Source organism: Ostreiculturibacter nitratireducens (assembly GCF_032670585.1).
Classification (GTDB): Bacteria; Pseudomonadota; Alphaproteobacteria; order Rhodobacterales; family Rhodobacteraceae; genus Ostreiculturibacter; species Ostreiculturibacter nitratireducens.
Window position 1 is genome coordinate 984,513 of sequence record NZ_JAVQHL010000001.1, and the last position, 17,431, is coordinate 1,001,943.

12 protein-coding genes are annotated in these 17,431 nt (G+C 62.0%); all 12 read right to left on the reverse strand.

Annotated features, from left to right (window positions below; genetic code table 11):
• Nucleotides 1–17: 17 nt before the first annotated feature.
• Nucleotides 18–1,355 (reverse strand): type VI secretion system baseplate subunit TssK, encoded by a 1,338-nt coding sequence (gene tssK, locus ABCN56_RS04750; RefSeq protein ID WP_343079615.1) that lies wholly within the window; start codon nucleotides 1,353–1,355, stop codon nucleotides 18–20.
• 25 nt (nucleotides 1,356–1,380) lie between these two features.
• A complete protein-coding gene (gene tagH / locus ABCN56_RS04755; RefSeq protein WP_343079616.1) occupies nucleotides 1,381–2,898 on the reverse strand; it encodes a type VI secretion system-associated FHA domain protein TagH in 1,518 nt (505 codons plus the stop codon).
• A gap of 2 nt (nucleotides 2,899–2,900) precedes the next feature.
• Nucleotides 2,901–3,203, reverse strand: a complete 303-nt coding sequence (locus tag ABCN56_RS04760) for a PAAR domain-containing protein (RefSeq protein ID WP_343079617.1) — start codon at nucleotides 3,201–3,203, stop codon at nucleotides 2,901–2,903.
• Complete coding sequence (locus tag ABCN56_RS04765) at nucleotides 3,203–3,805, reverse strand: DUF6931 family protein (RefSeq protein ID WP_343079618.1); 603 nt, start codon at nucleotides 3,803–3,805, stop codon at nucleotides 3,203–3,205. Before ABCN56_RS04765 ends, ABCN56_RS04760 begins: the two co-directional genes overlap by 1 nt.
• Before the next feature lie 8 nt (nucleotides 3,806–3,813).
• A complete protein-coding gene (locus ABCN56_RS04770) occupies nucleotides 3,814–5,907 on the reverse strand; it encodes a type VI secretion system Vgr family protein (RefSeq protein ID WP_343079619.1) in 2,094 nt (697 codons plus the stop codon).
• Nucleotides 5,908–5,941: 34 nt separating this feature from the next.
• Nucleotides 5,942–6,229, reverse strand: coding sequence for a hypothetical protein (locus ABCN56_RS04775; RefSeq protein ID WP_343079620.1), 288 nt, complete (start codon nucleotides 6,227–6,229; stop codon nucleotides 5,942–5,944).
• Nucleotides 6,229–9,834 carry a type VI secretion system contractile sheath small subunit gene (tssB, locus tag ABCN56_RS19695; protein ID WP_425466070.1) on the reverse strand — a complete coding sequence of 1,202 codons (3,606 nt, stop codon included), beginning with the start codon at nucleotides 9,832–9,834 and terminating at the stop codon, nucleotides 6,229–6,231. Before tssB ends, ABCN56_RS04775 begins: the two co-directional genes overlap by 1 nt.
• Nucleotides 9,831–10,658: an ion transporter gene (locus ABCN56_RS04790; RefSeq protein WP_343079621.1), complete on the reverse strand. Its 828-nt coding sequence runs from the start codon at nucleotides 10,656–10,658 to the stop codon at nucleotides 9,831–9,833. Before ABCN56_RS04790 ends, tssB begins: the two co-directional genes overlap by 4 nt.
• Nucleotides 10,659–10,749: 91 nt before the next feature.
• Nucleotides 10,750–11,748 carry a hypothetical protein gene (locus tag ABCN56_RS04795; protein WP_343079622.1) on the reverse strand — a complete coding sequence of 333 codons (999 nt, stop codon included), beginning with the start codon at nucleotides 11,746–11,748 and terminating at the stop codon, nucleotides 10,750–10,752.
• Between the two features lie 77 nt (nucleotides 11,749–11,825).
• Nucleotides 11,826–14,537: a type VI secretion system ATPase TssH gene (tssH, locus tag ABCN56_RS04800; protein ID WP_343079623.1), complete on the reverse strand. Its 2,712-nt coding sequence runs from the start codon at nucleotides 14,535–14,537 to the stop codon at nucleotides 11,826–11,828.
• Nucleotides 14,534–15,586, reverse strand: a complete 1,053-nt coding sequence (tssG, locus tag ABCN56_RS04805) for a type VI secretion system baseplate subunit TssG (protein WP_343079624.1) — start codon at nucleotides 15,584–15,586, stop codon at nucleotides 14,534–14,536. Before tssG ends, tssH begins: the two co-directional genes overlap by 4 nt.
• Nucleotides 15,550–17,427 (reverse strand): type VI secretion system baseplate subunit TssF, encoded by a 1,878-nt coding sequence (gene tssF, locus ABCN56_RS04810; protein ID WP_343079625.1) that lies wholly within the window; start codon nucleotides 17,425–17,427, stop codon nucleotides 15,550–15,552. The genes tssG and tssF overlap by 37 nt, the downstream gene beginning before the upstream one ends.
• Between the last annotated feature and the right edge of the window lie 4 nt (nucleotides 17,428–17,431).

The window sequence follows — 17,431 nt, forward strand, 5'->3', positions numbered from 1 at the left end:
GGCAAAATATCCGCTCATCAATGCCGGATCGCCCATAGCTCCATCGTCAGCCCAGGAAAATCGCCGGACACGTGAACGGCGATACCACCTGACGTCGACATCTTAGCCCAATGACGGCTGTCACCGTCCAGTTCAAAGTAGACCACTCCCGCGTGATATGGAATCTGCCGCGGAGCGACCGGCAAGGGCCTCAGCGGGATACCCGGCAACGCGGAGTTGACCAGTTGCCGGATCTCTTCGACAGGACCGATCTTCGCCTGATTGGCGAAGTGGCGGCGAACCGTTTCGGCGGGAATATCTGCCTTGACCGCCAGCACAAAGCTTGCACCGCCAAGCAGCTTCCGGTCGGCGATTACACCGACGCTGATCCCGTACTTCCGTGGCTCCAACGGAATGGAGATCGCCGTCTGTTCCAGCACCGAAGACAGGTATTGGCGCAAGACCTTGATGACCGGATTGAAGGTGGCTGTCAGTGCCGTATGGGCATAGGGCGGAAATTCAGGCGCGGACTTCTCCGGGGTCATGAAAGTCGCAAGCTCACCCGCAAGGCTGACGCAGACCCGGTACATGGTTTCCGGGTGCACATTGTCGATCTTCGTCAGGTGACGGACGACAGGCAGCATGCGGTTCACGCACATAAGAAGGAGGAAATCCGAGATCTCGGCCACACCCTTAGCATCGCCGCTCTCCGAGAGCCGTCCTGCAAGCGCCTTCATGCGGTGATTGAGCAGGCCGGACAACTCCCGAAGGAATCCGCCCAAGGGCTCCGCCGCGCGAACGTCCAGACAGGAAGCCATGAAGCCCTTGTCGAGGACCACTTCCTGGTCCGGCCTCACCTCGATGATCCGGGCGATCGGAATTGCCAGTCTGTCCGAGATGTCGTCGACCTCCAGTGCGAACTGCAGGCGAAGCTTTCCGATGGCGATCGTCGTCCCCTTGCGGCCGGAATTCGTGACGTCGGTCACTTCCAGCTCGGACGGCCGGAACCGCGCCGCCGAGAGTTCGACACCACTCATGTCGACCTCGAGAGCGCCTTGGCGCCGCTGTGGCACTGTAAGGTAGACCACGCAGTCCTTAACCGTTTCCGGAACGTCGAGCGCCGGCGGATGGTCGTCTGCCGAGGGCACGCGGAACACCACGCCATCAGGCGTCAGCCCCGTGCATGATCTCAGCGCGAACTGGCCGATCTTCAGCGCTTCCTCGTCGATCTCGAGCGTGCTTACACCCCAAAGATAGGGCGACACCCGACGAGCAAGCCCGGCTACTAGGCTTTCGGTATGCCTGTCCGCCTGTTGAAAGTGGTGCGGCTGAAGAAACAGCCCTTCTGTCCAGAGAACCTTGCTGTCCCAGGACATCAGCGGTCCCACCTAGTGCTGTCGGTCATTTCAATTTGTCCAGCTGTGATTGATAGGCGCGCGCGAATTCGCGTGCGAAGAGTTCCTGGAAATCATTCTCGGCCTGATCGGCGATTTCCGCATACATTTTTTCATAGGTTTCCCAGTATCGGGCTTTCTTGCTCTTGAGAACGTCCCCGATGCCGCCGCGCGTCGCGATCCTCTCCTCCAGCCGGGCCGGATCGAGCTTGGCGAGGACACCTTTCAGGGCGGCTTCCATCCCCGTCATGACCGCCACCTCGTGCGCCTTGATGTCGCGTAGCGCCTGATCGGCGGCCTCCGTCGCCTCGAGGTAGCCTTTCGGCGTCGGCCGGACCATCGCCTCGATCGCCTGTTCCGGGCTGATCGAGAATTTCAGGGGATTGTTGCCGCCCGAACGGATCACCGTCTGCTCGATGCGGAATTCCGACTTGATCGAGGTACGCGTCATGAGGATTTCGCGCACCCCCTCCACCATTGTCCTCAGGACCTTGCCCAGACGCTCCATCGTCGCCGGAAGCTCAGCGTCGTCGATGCGGACGTCCGATGCCCCAAGGGCATTCAGGAATGCAAGGGAAGCTACATCCGATGCGCCGCCCGCAGGCGACGGCGCCTGCGGCACAGCGGCTGGGGTGCCAGGTTCGACCGGCGGAACCGGGTCCACGGGCGCAACGGGTTCGGCTGGCTTGGCGGGCGGCACCTCTTCCGAAGGCGTGTCCCCTGCCCCGGAATCGAAAAAGTCGTCCCCGAAGTCGTCGGGAATATATGCCGCACCTCCGGCCGAGCCGGTGTCCATCGGGCGCGCGAAGGGGTCCGATGACGAGGGTTTCGGAGTCAGGAAATCGTCATCCCAATCATCGGGAACCACGTTTTGGGGCTGCGACTGACGCGGAGCCGCGAAGTGATCCCTGGAGGCTGGAGAATGCATCGGCATGCTCACCCCCGGCCCGGAATCGGCCTTGGTCCCGAAAGTATCGTCATCCTCGCCGAGTGGCGGCAAGAGACCGTGTTCGTCAGGCTCTTCCCGGTTGACCCCACGAGGACCAACAGGTTGCTCACGCCCCCCCAGGAGTTCGTCGAGGAAATCGCCGCCATCGCCCGGTGCGTCGAGAAGATCGTCCACGCCTGGCGCGTTGTTGGCGACCCCGGGCGACACTGGCCCCTCCTCGAGCGGGTCGGCTATCCGTTGACCGCCGCCAGCGGACACGATGCTCACCACAAGCTCGTAGGGACCCAGGGACAGGATGTCACCGTCATTCAGCGGAGTGGGAGTCGTCCCGAGCGCGATCTTGCCGTAGTTCAGGAAGGTGCCGTTAGTCGAGAAATCGATGACGACGATGTTTCCGTTGTGATCCTCGATCGCGCAGTGCCGCTTTGAAATCAGACGGTCGGGATCCGGGAGAACCAGGTCATTTTCGTCGCCGCGACCGATCGTCAGACTTGGCCCGCGCATACGCACCGGCTGACCGGAGCCAGGCACGGCGCCGGTGGATTGAAAACGTAGTGTGACTGCCAGACTGCTCATTCCTAACCCGTCAAGACCGTGAACTCGCCTTTGATGATCGGCCCACCTTGTGCACAGGTGTCGAGCATCCGCAGCGCCGGCATGTTGTTGATCAATACCGTGAGGGACCCCTTCGGGAAGGGGTGCGGCACGGGCGGCACCGGCGGCGAACCGGTCAGCGCCATGTCCACCAGCGCGCGTGCCGCCGGAAGCTTACCAACCAGAACCGTCACCGCACCGGGCGGCAAGATCGGTGACGGAAACGGCGGAACGGGCACGGTGCAGGTGTGAATGTCGGTTATGCGCGCTTGGGGAAATCCGGGCATCAGGCTCCTCCTGCCGGGGCAGGCCCGGTCGCCGGCGCGATCTTGCCGCTGCCGCCGCGGGCGATGTCCAGCGCCCGGTCGATCAGGTGCTGCGTCCAGCTGTTCAGGTCTTCAGCCTTGGACAGAGAAATCACGTTGATACCGAAGGCACAGGATGACACCGCGCCGGGCGGCGCCTCGTATTCCGCCAGATCGCCGGAACCCATATTCCCCGGCGCATAGAGCGCGGCGGTAGCACAGAGCGCCGTGTCGTCGTCGACATCCACATTGTCCAGCGCCATGCGCACCTTCTCCCGGTTGGTGTCATTGGGCTCGAAGACCCACGTCTCCGCAGCCTTCAGACAGTGCGTCTGATTTTCACCCACCAAGTCGCGCGCGGCAAGACACGCCCACCAAACGCATTCGCGGGACGGCAGGGATATGGCTAGCAGCCGCAGCATGTCGATCCAGGCCTCCTTGTCCTGGAGCTCGGCAAGTACGGTCGCAACGGGTGCGCTGGCAGGCGCCTCGAGCTTCGCCTCGAGCTTGGCGTTCGCGGACGCCAGAAGGCGTGCGGCCGGCGCTGCGGGGAGCTTCTTCAGATTGGCAAAACGGTCTGACATGAGCTACCTCAGTTGATCATGGTGAGGCCGCCCTTGAGCGTCAGAAGGGCATCGCCCTTCACGGTCGTCATTGGCGACTGCGCCTCGAGCATCGCCTTGCCCTTGATCTTGACCATCGTACCGTCGATCGTCACTCCCGACTGATCGATCTTTACCGAATTCCCGCCCACCTTCAGGGTGATCGATTGCATGGCCTCGACGGTCACCATTCCCATGGACGTCTTCAGAGTGAAGTTGCCCATCTTGATTGTCACGCTCTCGTTGCCTTGGGACACCTCGCGCGTGAGATTGCCCTGCTTCACGGTCTGCGTCGTGTCGCCCGTGATCGTTTGGGTGGATTTCCCCTCGATCGTCTCGGTGTGATCCTTCTTGATCGAGATCGTCTGCTTCCCGTCCTTGACGGTGAAACTGTGATCGCCGGTCTCGAGAGTTTCGGTCTTGTTGCGGTAGATCGTCTGGGTCAGGTCGCCGCTGTCCTTCTTTTCCATCCCGACGGTGATGTCGGCGTTGTTCTTGATGATCTGCTTGTAGTCCTTTTCCGACTGCAGGCGGACGAACTCCGCGTCCTTCTTGTCCTCGAAGATCAGTTCGTTGAACGTGCTGGTCGACCCGGTCTTCGTGCTGCGTGTGACGATGCCCGTCTGGGTCATATTGTCCGGCAATGTGTAGGGCGGCATCGTGTCGGCATTGTAAAGCATGCCGCTGCAAATCGGACGATCGGGGTTTCCCTCCTCGAACTGGATCGCAACCTCCTGCCCGATGCGCGGGATCGAGATCATGCCCCAGTTCTTCCCGGTCCAAGGCATCACGCACCGGACCCAGCAGCTTGATTTGTCGTCCTTCTCCCCCTTCCGGTCCCAATGGAACTGGACTTTGATGCGGCCGTATTTGTCGGTGTAAATCTCCTCGCCCGAAGGTCCGGTGACGATGGCTGTGTGAAGCCCTGATATCTCCGGCCAGGGCGTCACGATTGGCGCGCGGAAGGGTTCGCTCTTCGGGATGACCCCGAATTCGCAACGGTAGGTATCCTTGTTCCGCTCGTCGCGCCTGATGCGGTGATCGATCAGCGGTTCCTTCGTGTCGTATTCGGTGTCGATCTGCAGATCGTGGACGGCATCTATGACCAGGTAATCGCCATTCGCAGAGGGCCTGGCGGAGTGGTTCTGCAGCCTGAAGGTCTGTCCCACTCCGAAAGTCTTCACGTTGCAGACGCCATGGGCGCGCTTGTGCTTCACCGCTTCGGCCTCCATCCGAACGCGCGTGAACTTGTCTGCGGCCGTGCCATCCAGCGACCGCGTGGGGTGATCGTAGATTTCGAAATTCTTGTAGGAATGCAGGCCCTTGGCAATGGATTTCACTTTTTTCTGGTCTGACTTCGGCACTTCGAAGTCGAAGTCGTTCAGCGTGACCTTTCCAGACGTAACGCGTTCCGCCGTGATCCATTCGAACACGTGATCTTCGCGACGCCGATAGTCTTCCTCGGCCTGGAAGAAATCGATGGTCGACTTGCCCGGTGTGGGCTGGTGCGCGCTGACACTGTCCGCAAGAACCAGCTTTTCCTGCTTTTCGCTCTGGACGAAGTAATAATAGATCCCCTCTTCTTCCATCAGCCTGGAAATGAAGTCGAAATCGGTCTCGCGATACTGCACGCAGTAGGTCCGAACGCTGCACTGATCAGAGATCTTCTTATCGACGTTCGACGAAAAGCCGTGGTCGCTCAGGATCTCCATGATGATGTCAGGTGCGGATTTTTCCTGAAAGATCCGGCTGTTGCGCGTGCGCGTCAGCAGCCAGAGCCAAGGGCGCACTTCCGCCACGAAATGCGCGAAGTCTCCGTGGGGGCCGATATACTCCGCCGAAACACAGACCCCGGAAAAGAACCTGTCGCTGTCGTCCTCTGCCGTGAGCCCCAGCCACATCCGCTTGCCGACCACCGTTCCGAGGTCCAGCGAATGGTCGGAGCACAGGAACTCGATCTTGGTTTCAGTAAGCTTGCTCAGACCCTCTGCGACCCGAGCGTTCTTCAGAAAGATCTTGCTGTTGCCATAATCTCCACCCATCCACACCGAGCGATTTGCATATGTGATTTCGGTATCCGCCATTCGGGTTCGCCTTCCTGAGGAGGTGCCTAGAGACCTAGGTTTCCGTTTCTATGAGTTCTTCCAGTTCCCGAAGCCGTTCTATGATCTGGGGATGAATGCCCCAGAACCGAGAGACATTGACCCCTTCTCCAAGGACGAGCTTGACGTCGAGACTGGAGCGGAAATGGACGCAGAGAACTGGCTTGGGGAAGTCGCCATCCGCCAATAGGAGCTGGTTGAGATGGTCCTCGCCCTTGTAGAGAAAGTAGCTCTTGCGATCGATCGAGATAATGATGATCGGCGGTTCGTTCCCGCTTTCTTCTCCGCGGCCCAATGCAGTCATCACAATCCCTCCAGCAAAGCGGCAAGCTCCGGATCCATGTCCTCGGCGCCGCCATCGTCCGAAGGGGCAGGCCCGCCCGAGAACCCCGCAAGGAGTTCATCAAGCGACGCTTCCGCATCAGGCGCGGCTTCGGCTGGTGCTGCGATCTCCATCTCGATGCTGAGACCGCCTCCGCCCCCGTCTCCCGTGGGCTTCGGGGCGGCGGCGCCCCAGGGTCCGGCGATTTCGCTGCCGCCGAGTGAACGGAAGGAACCCAGCCTCACTTCGTTGCGGCCCTTCGGCGAAAGCACAGGCATGTATCCACGGGCCAGCGCCTGCTGCGCCGCGTCCTGGGTCATGTTCCGATCGGTGCATGGCAAGGCAACCTGATCCCCGTAGCGGTCGGACACGTAATGGAACGGCATGTCGCCCAGTGTCATCAGGCTGCCGAGCGACATCGACTTTCCGTCCTTCTTGAAGGTGGCGGCAAGCAGGATTGCCACTAGGACTACAGGATTTGCCCATAGCATTCCGGACAACCCTGTCCGGACGTTGAACTCCTCGAAGGGGAAGGCTGAGATCGGCTCCGACTTCGCACCATAGGGCAACCTCAACAGGAACCGGGGCGAAGCGAGACCGACATATGCCGCTTCCGGTAGCGCGCGCAACCTGTCCCAGGCCTGCGCGACAAGCGGGTGACGTTCCTCCATGGGGACATCCAGGAAGGCCGGGGACATGGCGCCGAAGAACGGCGCGTCCACGAAAGATGCCACCTTCGCGATCCGGCCGAGGATTTCGGCGTGAGGCGGCGTTTCCTCGAATCCGTACAGACCAAATAGCGCGGAGAACCCTCCATCGCCGGTTTCGGGGTCGAGCGCGGAATTCAGCAGGCCGAAAAAGCCGCTCTGCGCGAGGTCGCTTCCCGCGGCAAGATCGACCGCCAGTTCCTCCGCCGAGACATCGAAGAGCACGATCTCAAGCTTCTCATCCGTCTCGATGCGCCTTGCCAGAAGGTCGAGCGAGCGCCACTGCGCCTCGACCGCCTGGAACTCGGGGTGGTGCAGGACAAGGCACATTGCGGACTCGAGCGCCGCATCGACCGCGGCCAGCATTGGAGCCACGCCACTGTCTGGTGCCTTAACGATATGGGGCCCGACGATCCTGGCAATCAGATCGTCGACCGGGGAGGAACGTGACAGGGCTGCCTTCGTGTCGCCGATGAGGGCTTGGAAATCGCTGAGCCGACGGTCCGCCGGAACCGAAGTGGCTGCCGAACGTCGGGGCACGGCGACCGGGGTTGAGTATTGCCGACTCCATTCGAGAAGACGCTCGGTGGCTTTCTCCGCCATCGAGCCAGTCTTCAATTGCTGGCGCAAGCCTGCGAGCGCGGCGAATATCTCCACGTTCTCGAAAAGCTCATCGGGATGCAGATCGTCCAATTCCCCCAGTGGAACCGCGACGCTGATGCCATCCGCCGCGAGCGGCAGCATGAGAGTTGTTCCAAAGCCCTCGATGACCTCGTCGATTTCGTCCACGTCGAGCTTGATCGCCCGCCGGTTTGCCAACGCTGCTCCGGTTTCGATCACGCCCCGCGCGCTTCGGCCGCTGAAGTCGCCGAAAATCGCCATCCGGAACTTCTTGCGGTCGAGTGCCTCCGCCGATGGCCGTGGGGCTGCCAGGACCCCAAATCCGGACTGCGGCCGCTCCTGAGGAGAGGCGGCTGCCACCTTCGCCGGGCCGCCGGCATCCGCATCCATCCCGGCAAGCAGCGCGTCAAGGTCGTCTTCCGGCTCCGGATCCGGCGCGGCCGCAACCTCCGTCTCCGCCGGGCCGCCGGCATCCTCGTCCATCCCGGCAAGCAACGCGTCCAGGTCGTCTTCCGGCTCCGGCGCGGCCGCAACCTCCGTCTCCGCCGGGCCGCCGGCATCGGCATCCATCCCGGCAAGCAACGCGTCCAGGTCGTCTTCCGGCTCCGGCGCGGCCGCAACTTCCGTCTCCGCCGGGCCGCCGGCATCCGCATCCATCCCGGCAAGCAGCGCGTCAAGGTCGTCTTCCGGCTCCGGATCCGGCGCGGACGCAACCTCCGTCTCCGCCGGGCCGCCGGCATCGGCATCCATCCCGGCAAGCAACGCGTCCAGGTCGTCTTCCGGCTCCGGATCCGGCGCGGACGCAACCTCCGTCTCCGCCGGGCCGCCGGCATCCTCGTCCATCCCGGCAAGCAACGCGTCCAGGTCGTCTTCCGGCTCCGGCGCGGCCGCAACTTCCGTCTCCGCCGGGCCGTCGGCATCGGCATCCATCCCGGCAGGCAACGCGTCCAGGTCGTTGTCTTCATCGGACGCATCGGCGAGACGATCTTGGAGGGGAGCGGTCTCTCTCACGGAACCGATGTCCGTGGCTGACAAGTTCAGATCATCAGCGACATCGACTTCGCTCGCCTCGATCCCGGACAGCACGTCATCAATCGAACTTCCCACGGTCTCCGCCGCGGGGGGGTCAGCGATCCCGGCGAGAATGTCATCCAGGTCATCCTCCGGGTTGCCCTGCGCCTCATCGACCGGCCCAAGCCCTTTCAGTATGTCGTCAACTCCGTCACTCTCTCCCGCATCGGGCTGCGGAGCTGACTGAAGTCTGCTCAGGACATCGTCTTGGGTTTCTTCTGCAGTCGGAATTTCGGTTGCCTCGATACCCGAGAGCACGTCCTCGATCGACCGCCCTACGGGCTTTTCATCCGGTGCGGGAGCGACAGCTGATAGGATGTCGTCCGTCTTGTCCTCCGCAACATCCCCTGACGTGCGCGGTACGCCCGCGAGAATGTCGGCGGCGGCGGCGGGCACATCCCCCGTTTCCGCCGTGGCCTGCCGCGCCAAACCGGAAAGGATGCCGTCGGATTCGTCATCCGGTTCTTTTTCGGGCACTGGGGCCGCTCGCAGAGCTGCCAAGGCGTCATCCGCGCTGCTGTCCTCCTCGACGCTTTCGGGTTGATTCAAGGTAGACAATACATCTTCGACAGCCGGCTCCGAGGGCACTTCCGGTGAGCCCTTCGCCGTCAGGTCACTCAGCGTGCGATCCCGGCCGCCGTCGTCGCCTTCAACGTCCGCGGGCGCCTGCGACGCTAGGTCGGACAGGACGCCCGCCACGTCCGGGGCCGCTTCCCCGGTCCCCGCAAGGGCCTTCAGCAACCCACGGTCGGCGAGGATTCTTTCGATCAACGCTTCGGCTCCGGACTTGCCGTCCATGTAGGTCATGAGGTTGCTGAGCTGGGTGCGAGCCTCGAGCAACGGGCGAAGCGCGTCGACGCGCGCGGCGAGGGCTTCGGGGCCAAAGTCCGACATCTTCTCGAAGGTCAGATCAACCGACAGCGAGCCCTCGCCCGTCAGGGTGTTCGGCACCGAGAATTGCGCCCGTGGAGCGACACTGCGCATCCGGTCATCGAAGTTGTCTGCGTCGATCTCCAGAAAGGCGCGTTCGGCAACGCTGGGCTTCGGTGACTTGCCGGAAAGATCGGACATGACCCCCATCACGAAGGGCAATTGCACCTTCTTGATCGATCCGTAGAGCTCCACGTCATATTCGATCTGCACCCGAGGGGCGCGGTTGCGGGAAAGGAATTTCTGACTGCCACTCATCCCTTACCCTCCTTATCCACCCCGAGTTTTTCGACAAGCGCGCGCAGTTCTTCGCGCAACTCCAGAACATGCGCGTCCACAAGGTCGGTTTCATCGCGGATGAGTCGGCGAAGAGTGTCGAATTCCTCCTCTGTGTCGGCCTCCACCGCCGACTGCATGGTGTTCACCAGAAGACCGATGAACAGGTTCAGAACAGAGAAGGCCGTCATGATGATGAACGGTACGAAGAATGCCCAAGCATACGGGAATTCCTCCATCACCGGCCGCACGATCCCCATGGACCAGCTTTCCAGGGTCATGATCTGGAAGAGGGAGTAGAGCGACCGGCCGAGCGTGCCGAACCACTCGTCGAAGACATCGCCGAACATCATCGTCGCCATGACTGCGAAGACGTAATAGACGATCGAAAGCATGATGATGACGGCGCCCATGCCAGGCAGGGCATCGAGCAGCGCCTGCACGACGGCGCGCATTTGCGGAACGACCGACAAAAGGCGCATCGCTCGGATGACCCTCAGGCCTCGAAGCGCGGAAAGGCCTGTGGTCTGCGGCAAAAGGCCTACACTCACCACGACGAAGTCGAAGATGTTCCAAGGATCCCGGAAGAACGACAGCCTGTAGGCGAAGAACTTCAGCAGTAGTTCGGTAACGAAAATGCCGAGCACCACTCGGTCAACCAGTCTCAGGAAGCCGCCAGTATGAAGGCTGACGAAATCGGAGGTACTCAGGCCGAGCGTGACGGCGTTGAAGACGATCACGGCGAGGATTGAATACCGGACTTTCGGAGTTTCGAGCCAGGCGCGAAGCCGCGAACGGAAGGACATACTCGATTCATCGGCGGTCTGATACATCGTCATAATTTCCGTTGGCCTCTCGGGCATCTCGAACGTTCTTCGGCCGAGACGCTTGGCTGTGCTATCTTTTTATCTGCCGCTGTGCCGTGTTGAACTCCTTGCTGATGGACTGAACCGCCTTGATGGCAGCCAGTGCCTCAGAGTTCTTTCCGCCATGCTTTTTCTTGAATTCGGCCGCAACCTTGGAGATTTCGGCTTCGTCGGCCTTTTCCGCCTTGATGAGCTTGCGGATCCCGACCATGTCGGTCTCGAATTCGTCGATCGCCGACGATAGCGCGGTCATTACGCCTTTGGATTCCTCGATCGACGCTCCGACCTTCTGCAGGGCCGGGTTCGCCTTTGCGTCGTCCGCCATCTTGCCACCGGCGTCGAGCAGGTATTTGACTATGTTCTGCGCCGTCTTCGCCGTCCCGGCGAAAACCTTCTCCGCGGTGGCCACGCCCGCCTTGGCATTCTCCCACATCTTCTTCTCGCCGCCGCCCTTCAGCTTCGCCGCGAGATCGTTGAGGTGCAGCATCACGGCATCGAACGGGACGTCGAACATTGCATTGAAGTCGAGGCTGTTGAATTTCTTGATCGCCTCCTTGCCGGCGGCGAGCGCCTTCTTGTTGTCGCCCTTGTCGGATTCGACCTCGTCAAGCGCCAGCGAGACTTTCTTCTCGATGTCCTTCACGGTCTTCTTGTAGAGCTTCTCAACCTCGGACTCTGCGTCATCCAGCGCCTTCTTTTCTTCCTTGCTCTCATTGGAGTTCTTGGAGAACTTCTTTTTCTTCTGCTCGTCCTTGGTAAGGGACTTGAAGATGTCCTTCTCGATTGAGCTGAGCTGGCTGGAAAAGAGCGCCAGTTCGTAGCGTGCGACCGCGTAAACCCCGTCGACGAGGTCCTTGGTCTTCCACTTTCTCGGGTCGAGGTCGAGCGTTCTCTTGACCGAAATGCCGGTAATGGATTTGAGAAGCTTCGGCCGGGCCTCGAACCAGTCAGGCGCCTTCTTCGTCCTCGTTTCGCCGAACGGGTTTATCACCGTATCAACAACGAATTTTTTCTTAACCAAATCAGCCACGCGAGCCTCCTGTTCCTCGTCCGGCCACTTCTTCAGGTTAGAATGCGCGGCGCAATTTGGGAATGTCCGACCTCAGTTCATTCGAATGCATAGGTGAATTCACCGTCCTTGACGTCGACGGCTACCCTGGACACATCGGCCCCCTCCATCATGCGACGGAGGAATTCGGCCGAGATGTCCGGAAGCATCGTGTTCGTGACGATCGCGTCGATCATCCGACCGCCGCTTTCCAGTTCCTGGCACCGGCCGACGATCTCATTGACGACCGCATCGGTGTACTCAAAAGGCACCCCGTGGCTCTCCCGAACGCGCTTCGTGATCCGATTGAGCTGCAGCTGGGTGATCTTGCCGATCATGTCGGGGCTGAGCGGATAGTACGGGATGGTCACTAGGCGTCCCAGAAGCGCGGGAGGGAAGACCTTCAAGAGAGGATCGCGCAGCGCCTTGGACATACCTTCGGGATCCGGCATCAGCTCCGGGTCGGCGCAGAGGTCCATGATCCTTTCGGTCCCGGCGTTCGATGTCAGCAGGATCAGGGTGTTCTTGAAGTCGATGAGCCGCCCCTCGCCGTCCTCCATCATGCCCTTATCAAAGACTTGAAAGAAGATTTCATGGACGTCGGGATGAGCCTTCTCAACCTCGTCAAGAAGAACAACCGAATATGGCTTCCGCCGGACTGCCTCGGTCAGGACGCCGCCCTCGCCGTAGCCAACGTAGCCCGGGGGGGCCCCCTTGAGGCTGGAGACCGTGTGCGCCTCCTGGTACTCCGACATGTTGATCGTGATGACGTTGTGTTCGCCACCATAAAGGACTTCGGCCAGCGCCAGCGCGGTTTCGGTCTTGCCGACACCGCTGGTTCCGGCGAGCAGAAAGACCCCGATCGGCTTTGACGGGTTATCAAGGCCCGCGCGGCTCGTCTGGATCCGTTTCGCGATCATCTTCATCGCGTGATCCTGTCCGATCACGCGCTTCGCCAGATGCTCTTCAAGGTTCAGGACGGTCTGGATCTCGTCACGCACCATCCGGCCGACCGGAATGCCAGTCCAGTCGCCGACCACCGAGGCAACCGCCTGAGCGTCGACGATGGGAAGGATCAGCGGCGCTTCCCCCTGAAGTGCGGCAAGCTCCTTATTCTTGGCCAGAAGCTCGGCCATCAGCGCGGCCCGGTCCTCGGTGGCCGGTACGTCTCCCGATGCCTCAGCGCCATCGGCCGCCTGCGGGTCGTCGATGGCCGCGCCGCCGGCACGGAGTCGGGACCGGAGGTCGAGGATTTGAGCCACGACGGCCTTTTCCGCCTCCCAGCGTTTCTCAAGGTCGGCCGCACGGGCCGCCTGATCCGCCTTGAGGTCGAGCACGCGCTGACGACGCTCGGTGACGTCGTAGCCAGCGGATTCGTCGCGCGCGATGATGTCGAGTTCTGTATTCAGCGCATCCAGCCGCTTGCGGACGTCATCCAACTCGGGCGGGAGCGCGTGCTGCGACACCGCGACCCGCGCGCAGGCGGTGTCGAGCACGGACACGGCCTTGTCCGGCAACTGCCGCGCCGGGATGTAGCGCGCCGACAGCGACACGGCCGCCTCGATACCCTCGTCGAGAAGCTGCACCCGATGGTGGTTTTCAAGAACCCCCGACACGCCGCGCAGCATCATCACCGCGCGTTCGATGCTCGGTTCTTCGACGACCACGGTCTGGAAGCGCCGGGTTAGGGCCGGGTCTTTCTCGATATGCTTCTTGTACTCGGCCCAGGTCGTCGCGCCGATGGTCCGGAGCGTGCCCCGCGCGAGCGCAGGCTTGAGAAGGTTCGCCGCGTCGCCCGTCCCGGCCGCGCCGCCGGCGCCGACAAGGGTGTGTGTCTCGTCGATGAACATGATGATCGGCGTTGTCGACGCCTGGACTTCGTCGATGACACTGCGGAGCCGGTTCTCGAACTCACCTTTCATGCTGGCGCCGGCCTGCAGAAGGCCCACGTCGAGCGCCAGAAGCCGTGCCTGCTGAAGTGTCGGCGGGACGTCGCCCCGCGCGATCCGGAGCGCGAAACCCTCGACCACGGCGGTCTTGCCGACACCGGCCTCGCCGGTCAGGATCGGGTTGTTCTGCCGCCGCCGCATCAGGACGTCGATGATCTGGCGAATTTCCTCGTCCCGGCCAACGATTGGGTCGATCTTGCCAGCCCGCGCCGCCTCGGTCAGGTCGGTGCAGAAACGGGCGAGCGCCTCCTCCTTGCCCATGGCAGCCGGAGGGATCGCGCCCGACGCCTCACCTGGCTCTGCGCCGCCGCCGGTCTGCGAGCCATCCTGCGGGCGCATCCGGTCTTCGGGAGAACCGTCGGTGATCTTATGGAACCCCTCTGCCAGTTCGCCACCCTTTATCTTCGCGAGTTCGGGCGAGATCGTCCTGAGGATGTTCCTGAGGTTCGGCGTCTCGAGCATGCCGAGCAGAAGATGCCCGGTCCGGACCTGGTTCGACGAATAGAGAAGCGACCCCCACACCCAGGCCCGCTCCATAGCGTCCTCGAGGTGGGCGGAGAGATCGGTGACCGAACTGGCACCCCTCGGCAAGGCATCAAGCGCGGCGGTGATTTCGCTGGCTATGCGCCCCGGATCGAGGTCGAAATGTCGGATGATCCGGTGCAGGTCGCTGTCCTGGCCGTTGAGGATCTGGTGCAGCCAGTGGACGATCTCGACGTAAGGGTTGCCCCGCATCTTGCAGAAGACCGTCGCGCCCTCGATGGCCTTGTAGCCCAGCGCGTTCAATTTCCCGAACAGTGCGACACGGCTGATTTCTGTCATGAGCGTTCCCCTAACCTGATGGTTCCGGTTTCGGTATCGCGACTGGGTTCGTGATACAGATCATCCGCATCATTGTCCGTCTTGCGGGTACCGATCCAGCTTGTCTGGCCCAAGCGGACTGTATTTCCGAGAATTGCCTGCGGGACTTCGTTGCGGACCAGAACGAGGTTCAGGTCCCAGTCGAGGGAGTCCCCTACGTAGCTTCGCACAATGGATCGCAGCCGGTCGAGTGAGTCGCCGCCCGGCAGAAGCCGCTTGTATTCATCAAGCGACAAAGGCCCGATCCTGATCCGAAACTTAGCGTTACGCGACCAGACCCGGCTTCCCAGCGAGGTCGTCCGCCCCAGTCCCGCCGGTCGGCCGAGCTCCCACTGGTCACCCGCCTCAAGTTCGAGCCAACTGCCGACGAACTGCTGGATCTGGACGCGCGCGCCAAAGAACGCGGACAGGATCGAGACCAGGCCATGCGCATTCTTCGGGCCTTGGGAGAGCAGGCCCGCGAAGTGCCGCTTCGCAAGATCGGGAAAAGCATCACGGCCCCTATGCGATTCGCCGATGTGGCCGCTGATCGAGGCGATCTTCCTTTCGAAGGAGTCATTGTCACCCCTGTCGAAGCTCGGCGCTGGCTGACCGGACAGCCACGCGCGGTAGAACAGCGTCGTCATCCTGTGGACGAGGATGTTGGCGAACGCGACGAATGTCGGGTCGTGATGATGACGAAGCCGCGCACGGGCGTATTCCGTCAGGTGCAGCGGCAGCGGTCCGTGCGGCCCGAAGAGGCCGAAGACCCTGTTGGTCAGCCGACCCGGAGCGTCATCCTTGGGCGGACGGAATTCCGATATCGATGACGGTGGAAAGGACAGTTCCGCCTCTTGGCCGAAGCGTACCTTGTCTTCCCGCGGCCGACGGCTCTTGCCGATCCTCGGCGCATCGGGAAAAGCCGCATCCAGAACCCTGAAGGCCTGAAAGATATGGAACTTTTCCGGGGACGCGCTCAGCCGTTCAAGGTGGCTCAGATGATCCGTCCCAGACCCGCCTCCGGACGCCATCTGGCGATCTCCCCGCGCTGCTGAGTGACAAGCACCGTTTCTGTGAAGCTGTTTATAGATACGTATTTCCGGAAGAACCGTTCCAGCACTGCGCCAAGCAGGTAGACGCTGGTTCCTTCGAAGAAACTCTCGTCGAAAAGGATGGTTATTTCGAGCCCACGGACGGCAGTCGAAAGGACTTCGTCCGCCATCCTCCGCACGATCGGCCGGGTGCTGACAGAGACCAGCCCTTCGAGCTGCTTCTCCAGCACCCGGTTGCCGGAGGGCACATAGATCCCGACGAGCTCTCTCAGAGCGGCCGCACTGTCGCCTTGGCCAGTCTCTGCGATCGACAGGTAGTTCAGGCTCAGATGGCTTATCAGGCGCCAGGCCGTGTCCCCCTGCCCGAGGATCGATCGCGGGCGAGTCGGGCTGACGGGTGTGCTGACATGGGAGACCGGCCCGCCATCGGGCAAGTGAAAGATGTCGCGCGCGCCATTGGGCAGCAGAAGCGGCAGATCGCGGTTGGTCACCATCGCGGTAATCGCCAGCTGATCTAGGGCGGCGCTGTATGGCGCCTGCTTCGGGTCAACCAGGGCGAGATAAAGCTCGGAGCCGAGATACGAGGTGCGTACCCCCTTCAGCCGCTCTTTCTCAGATCGTTCCCGCATCTTTCGGTGCTGGGTGTAGTACGCCGCATGCGTTTCCCCCGCGGCAGTCAGGTCATCAGCGGAATAGAACGGTCGGAAGGTCACGTCGTCCTCGCCGCCGGCGGAGACCCCCGTCACGCTCTCGAGCGCATATATCTCGAAGTCGAGTGGCGCGGTGCGGTCGGCGACGACGTGCTGTTCTATGTCACTCGATGTCACGTGGATGCGGTCGCAGCGCCGGTGGAACAGGTTGATCGCCGGAACCGCGTTCAGGATGAAGGCGTCCGGCGTGACACTGGCCGCGATGCCCGGGTCGCCTTCGCGCAGCAGGATGTACAAGTCGACGTCCGCACCCTCGGCGCGCGCCAGAGCCATCGAAAGGTCCTGCAACTCGACGAAATGGAACCTCTCCGGCATCGCGAAGTATTCTTGGAGGAGCCGGTAGCCCTCGAATGACCTCCGCGGCGCCGGCAGGAGCGCCTCTTCCGGCTCAAATCCCCGTGGCCGCACCCTTCCGTTCGGCAGTTCCGTGGTCCAGTCCGCGCGCCGATTCGTCGAACGGCCGGCGAGGCCGGTCACCTGAGTTGACAGAAGTTCAAGCAACTTCCAGTTCTTGCCTTCCTGCCCGCCGAGGAACAGGACCAGACTGTCCAACGTGAGTTCCGAAATTGGCAGGCCGCCGGATCGGCAGAGCCGGAGACGGATGGCTGCGCGCGCCTCGTTTCCGCGCGACACACCTGCGGCGAGGACCTCGCCCCGGCTATCGATGTACTCAGCCTCGGAGATCGTCACGGGCCAGAGCGTCACGTCGCTGGCGGTGCGGAACACGCAGGCCGTCTTGTCGTCTTCGCCAAGCACGCTGCGAAGTGTTGAATGCCGTGGAAGCACGTATCCATCGTTCAGCGCGGCGTTCTGCAGGTCCGGTTCGAGCGCGGCGACCATCATGGACGGCGTCGGCGCGAGATAATGCGGATAGACGATTTCCAGAAGATGGCTCGTCAGCGCCGGGTACTGAAGTTCAAGTTCCAGTTGGACGCGCGCCGACAGAAAGGCGACCCCCTCCAGAAGCCGCTCGACGTAGGGATCGACGACCTCGAACTCGTCCATTCCGAGACGGGCCGCAATCTTCGGATAGGCCTGCGCGAATTCCGCGCCCATGTCGCGGAGGAATGCCAGCTCGGCTTCATAGTGTTTGAGTATCCGAGTGTCCATGTCC

Bases quoted from the DNA above. Each gene is read 5' to 3' on its own strand.
- ABCN56_RS04790 (WP_343079621.1), bottom strand. From the start codon at position 10,658: ATGTCCTTCCGTTCGCGGCTTCGCGCCTGGCTCGAAACTCCGAAAGTC.
- tssF (WP_343079625.1), bottom strand. From the start codon at position 17,427: ATGGACACTCGGATACTCAAACACTATGAAGCCGAGCTGGCATTCCTC.
- tssB (WP_425466070.1), bottom strand. From the start codon at position 9,834: ATGAGTGGCAGTCAGAAATTCCTTTCCCGCAACCGCGCCCCTCGGGTG.
- tssH (WP_343079623.1), bottom strand. From the start codon at position 14,537: ATGACAGAAATCAGCCGTGTCGCACTGTTCGGGAAATTGAACGCGCTG.
- ABCN56_RS04770 (WP_343079619.1), bottom strand. From the start codon at position 5,907: ATGGCGGATACCGAAATCACATATGCAAATCGCTCGGTGTGGATGGGT.
- ABCN56_RS04765 (WP_343079618.1), bottom strand. From the start codon at position 3,805: ATGTCAGACCGTTTTGCCAATCTGAAGAAGCTCCCCGCAGCGCCGGCC.
- tssK (WP_343079615.1), bottom strand. From the start codon at position 1,355: ATGTCCTGGGACAGCAAGGTTCTCTGGACAGAAGGGCTGTTTCTTCAG.
- tssG (WP_343079624.1), bottom strand. From the start codon at position 15,586: ATGGCGTCCGGAGGCGGGTCTGGGACGGATCATCTGAGCCACCTTGAA.
- ABCN56_RS04760 (WP_343079617.1), bottom strand. From the start codon at position 3,203: ATGCCCGGATTTCCCCAAGCGCGCATAACCGACATTCACACCTGCACC.
- ABCN56_RS04775 (WP_343079620.1), bottom strand. From the start codon at position 6,229: ATGACTGCATTGGGCCGCGGAGAAGAAAGCGGGAACGAACCGCCGATC.
- tagH (WP_343079616.1), bottom strand. From the start codon at position 2,898: ATGAGCAGTCTGGCAGTCACACTACGTTTTCAATCCACCGGCGCCGTG.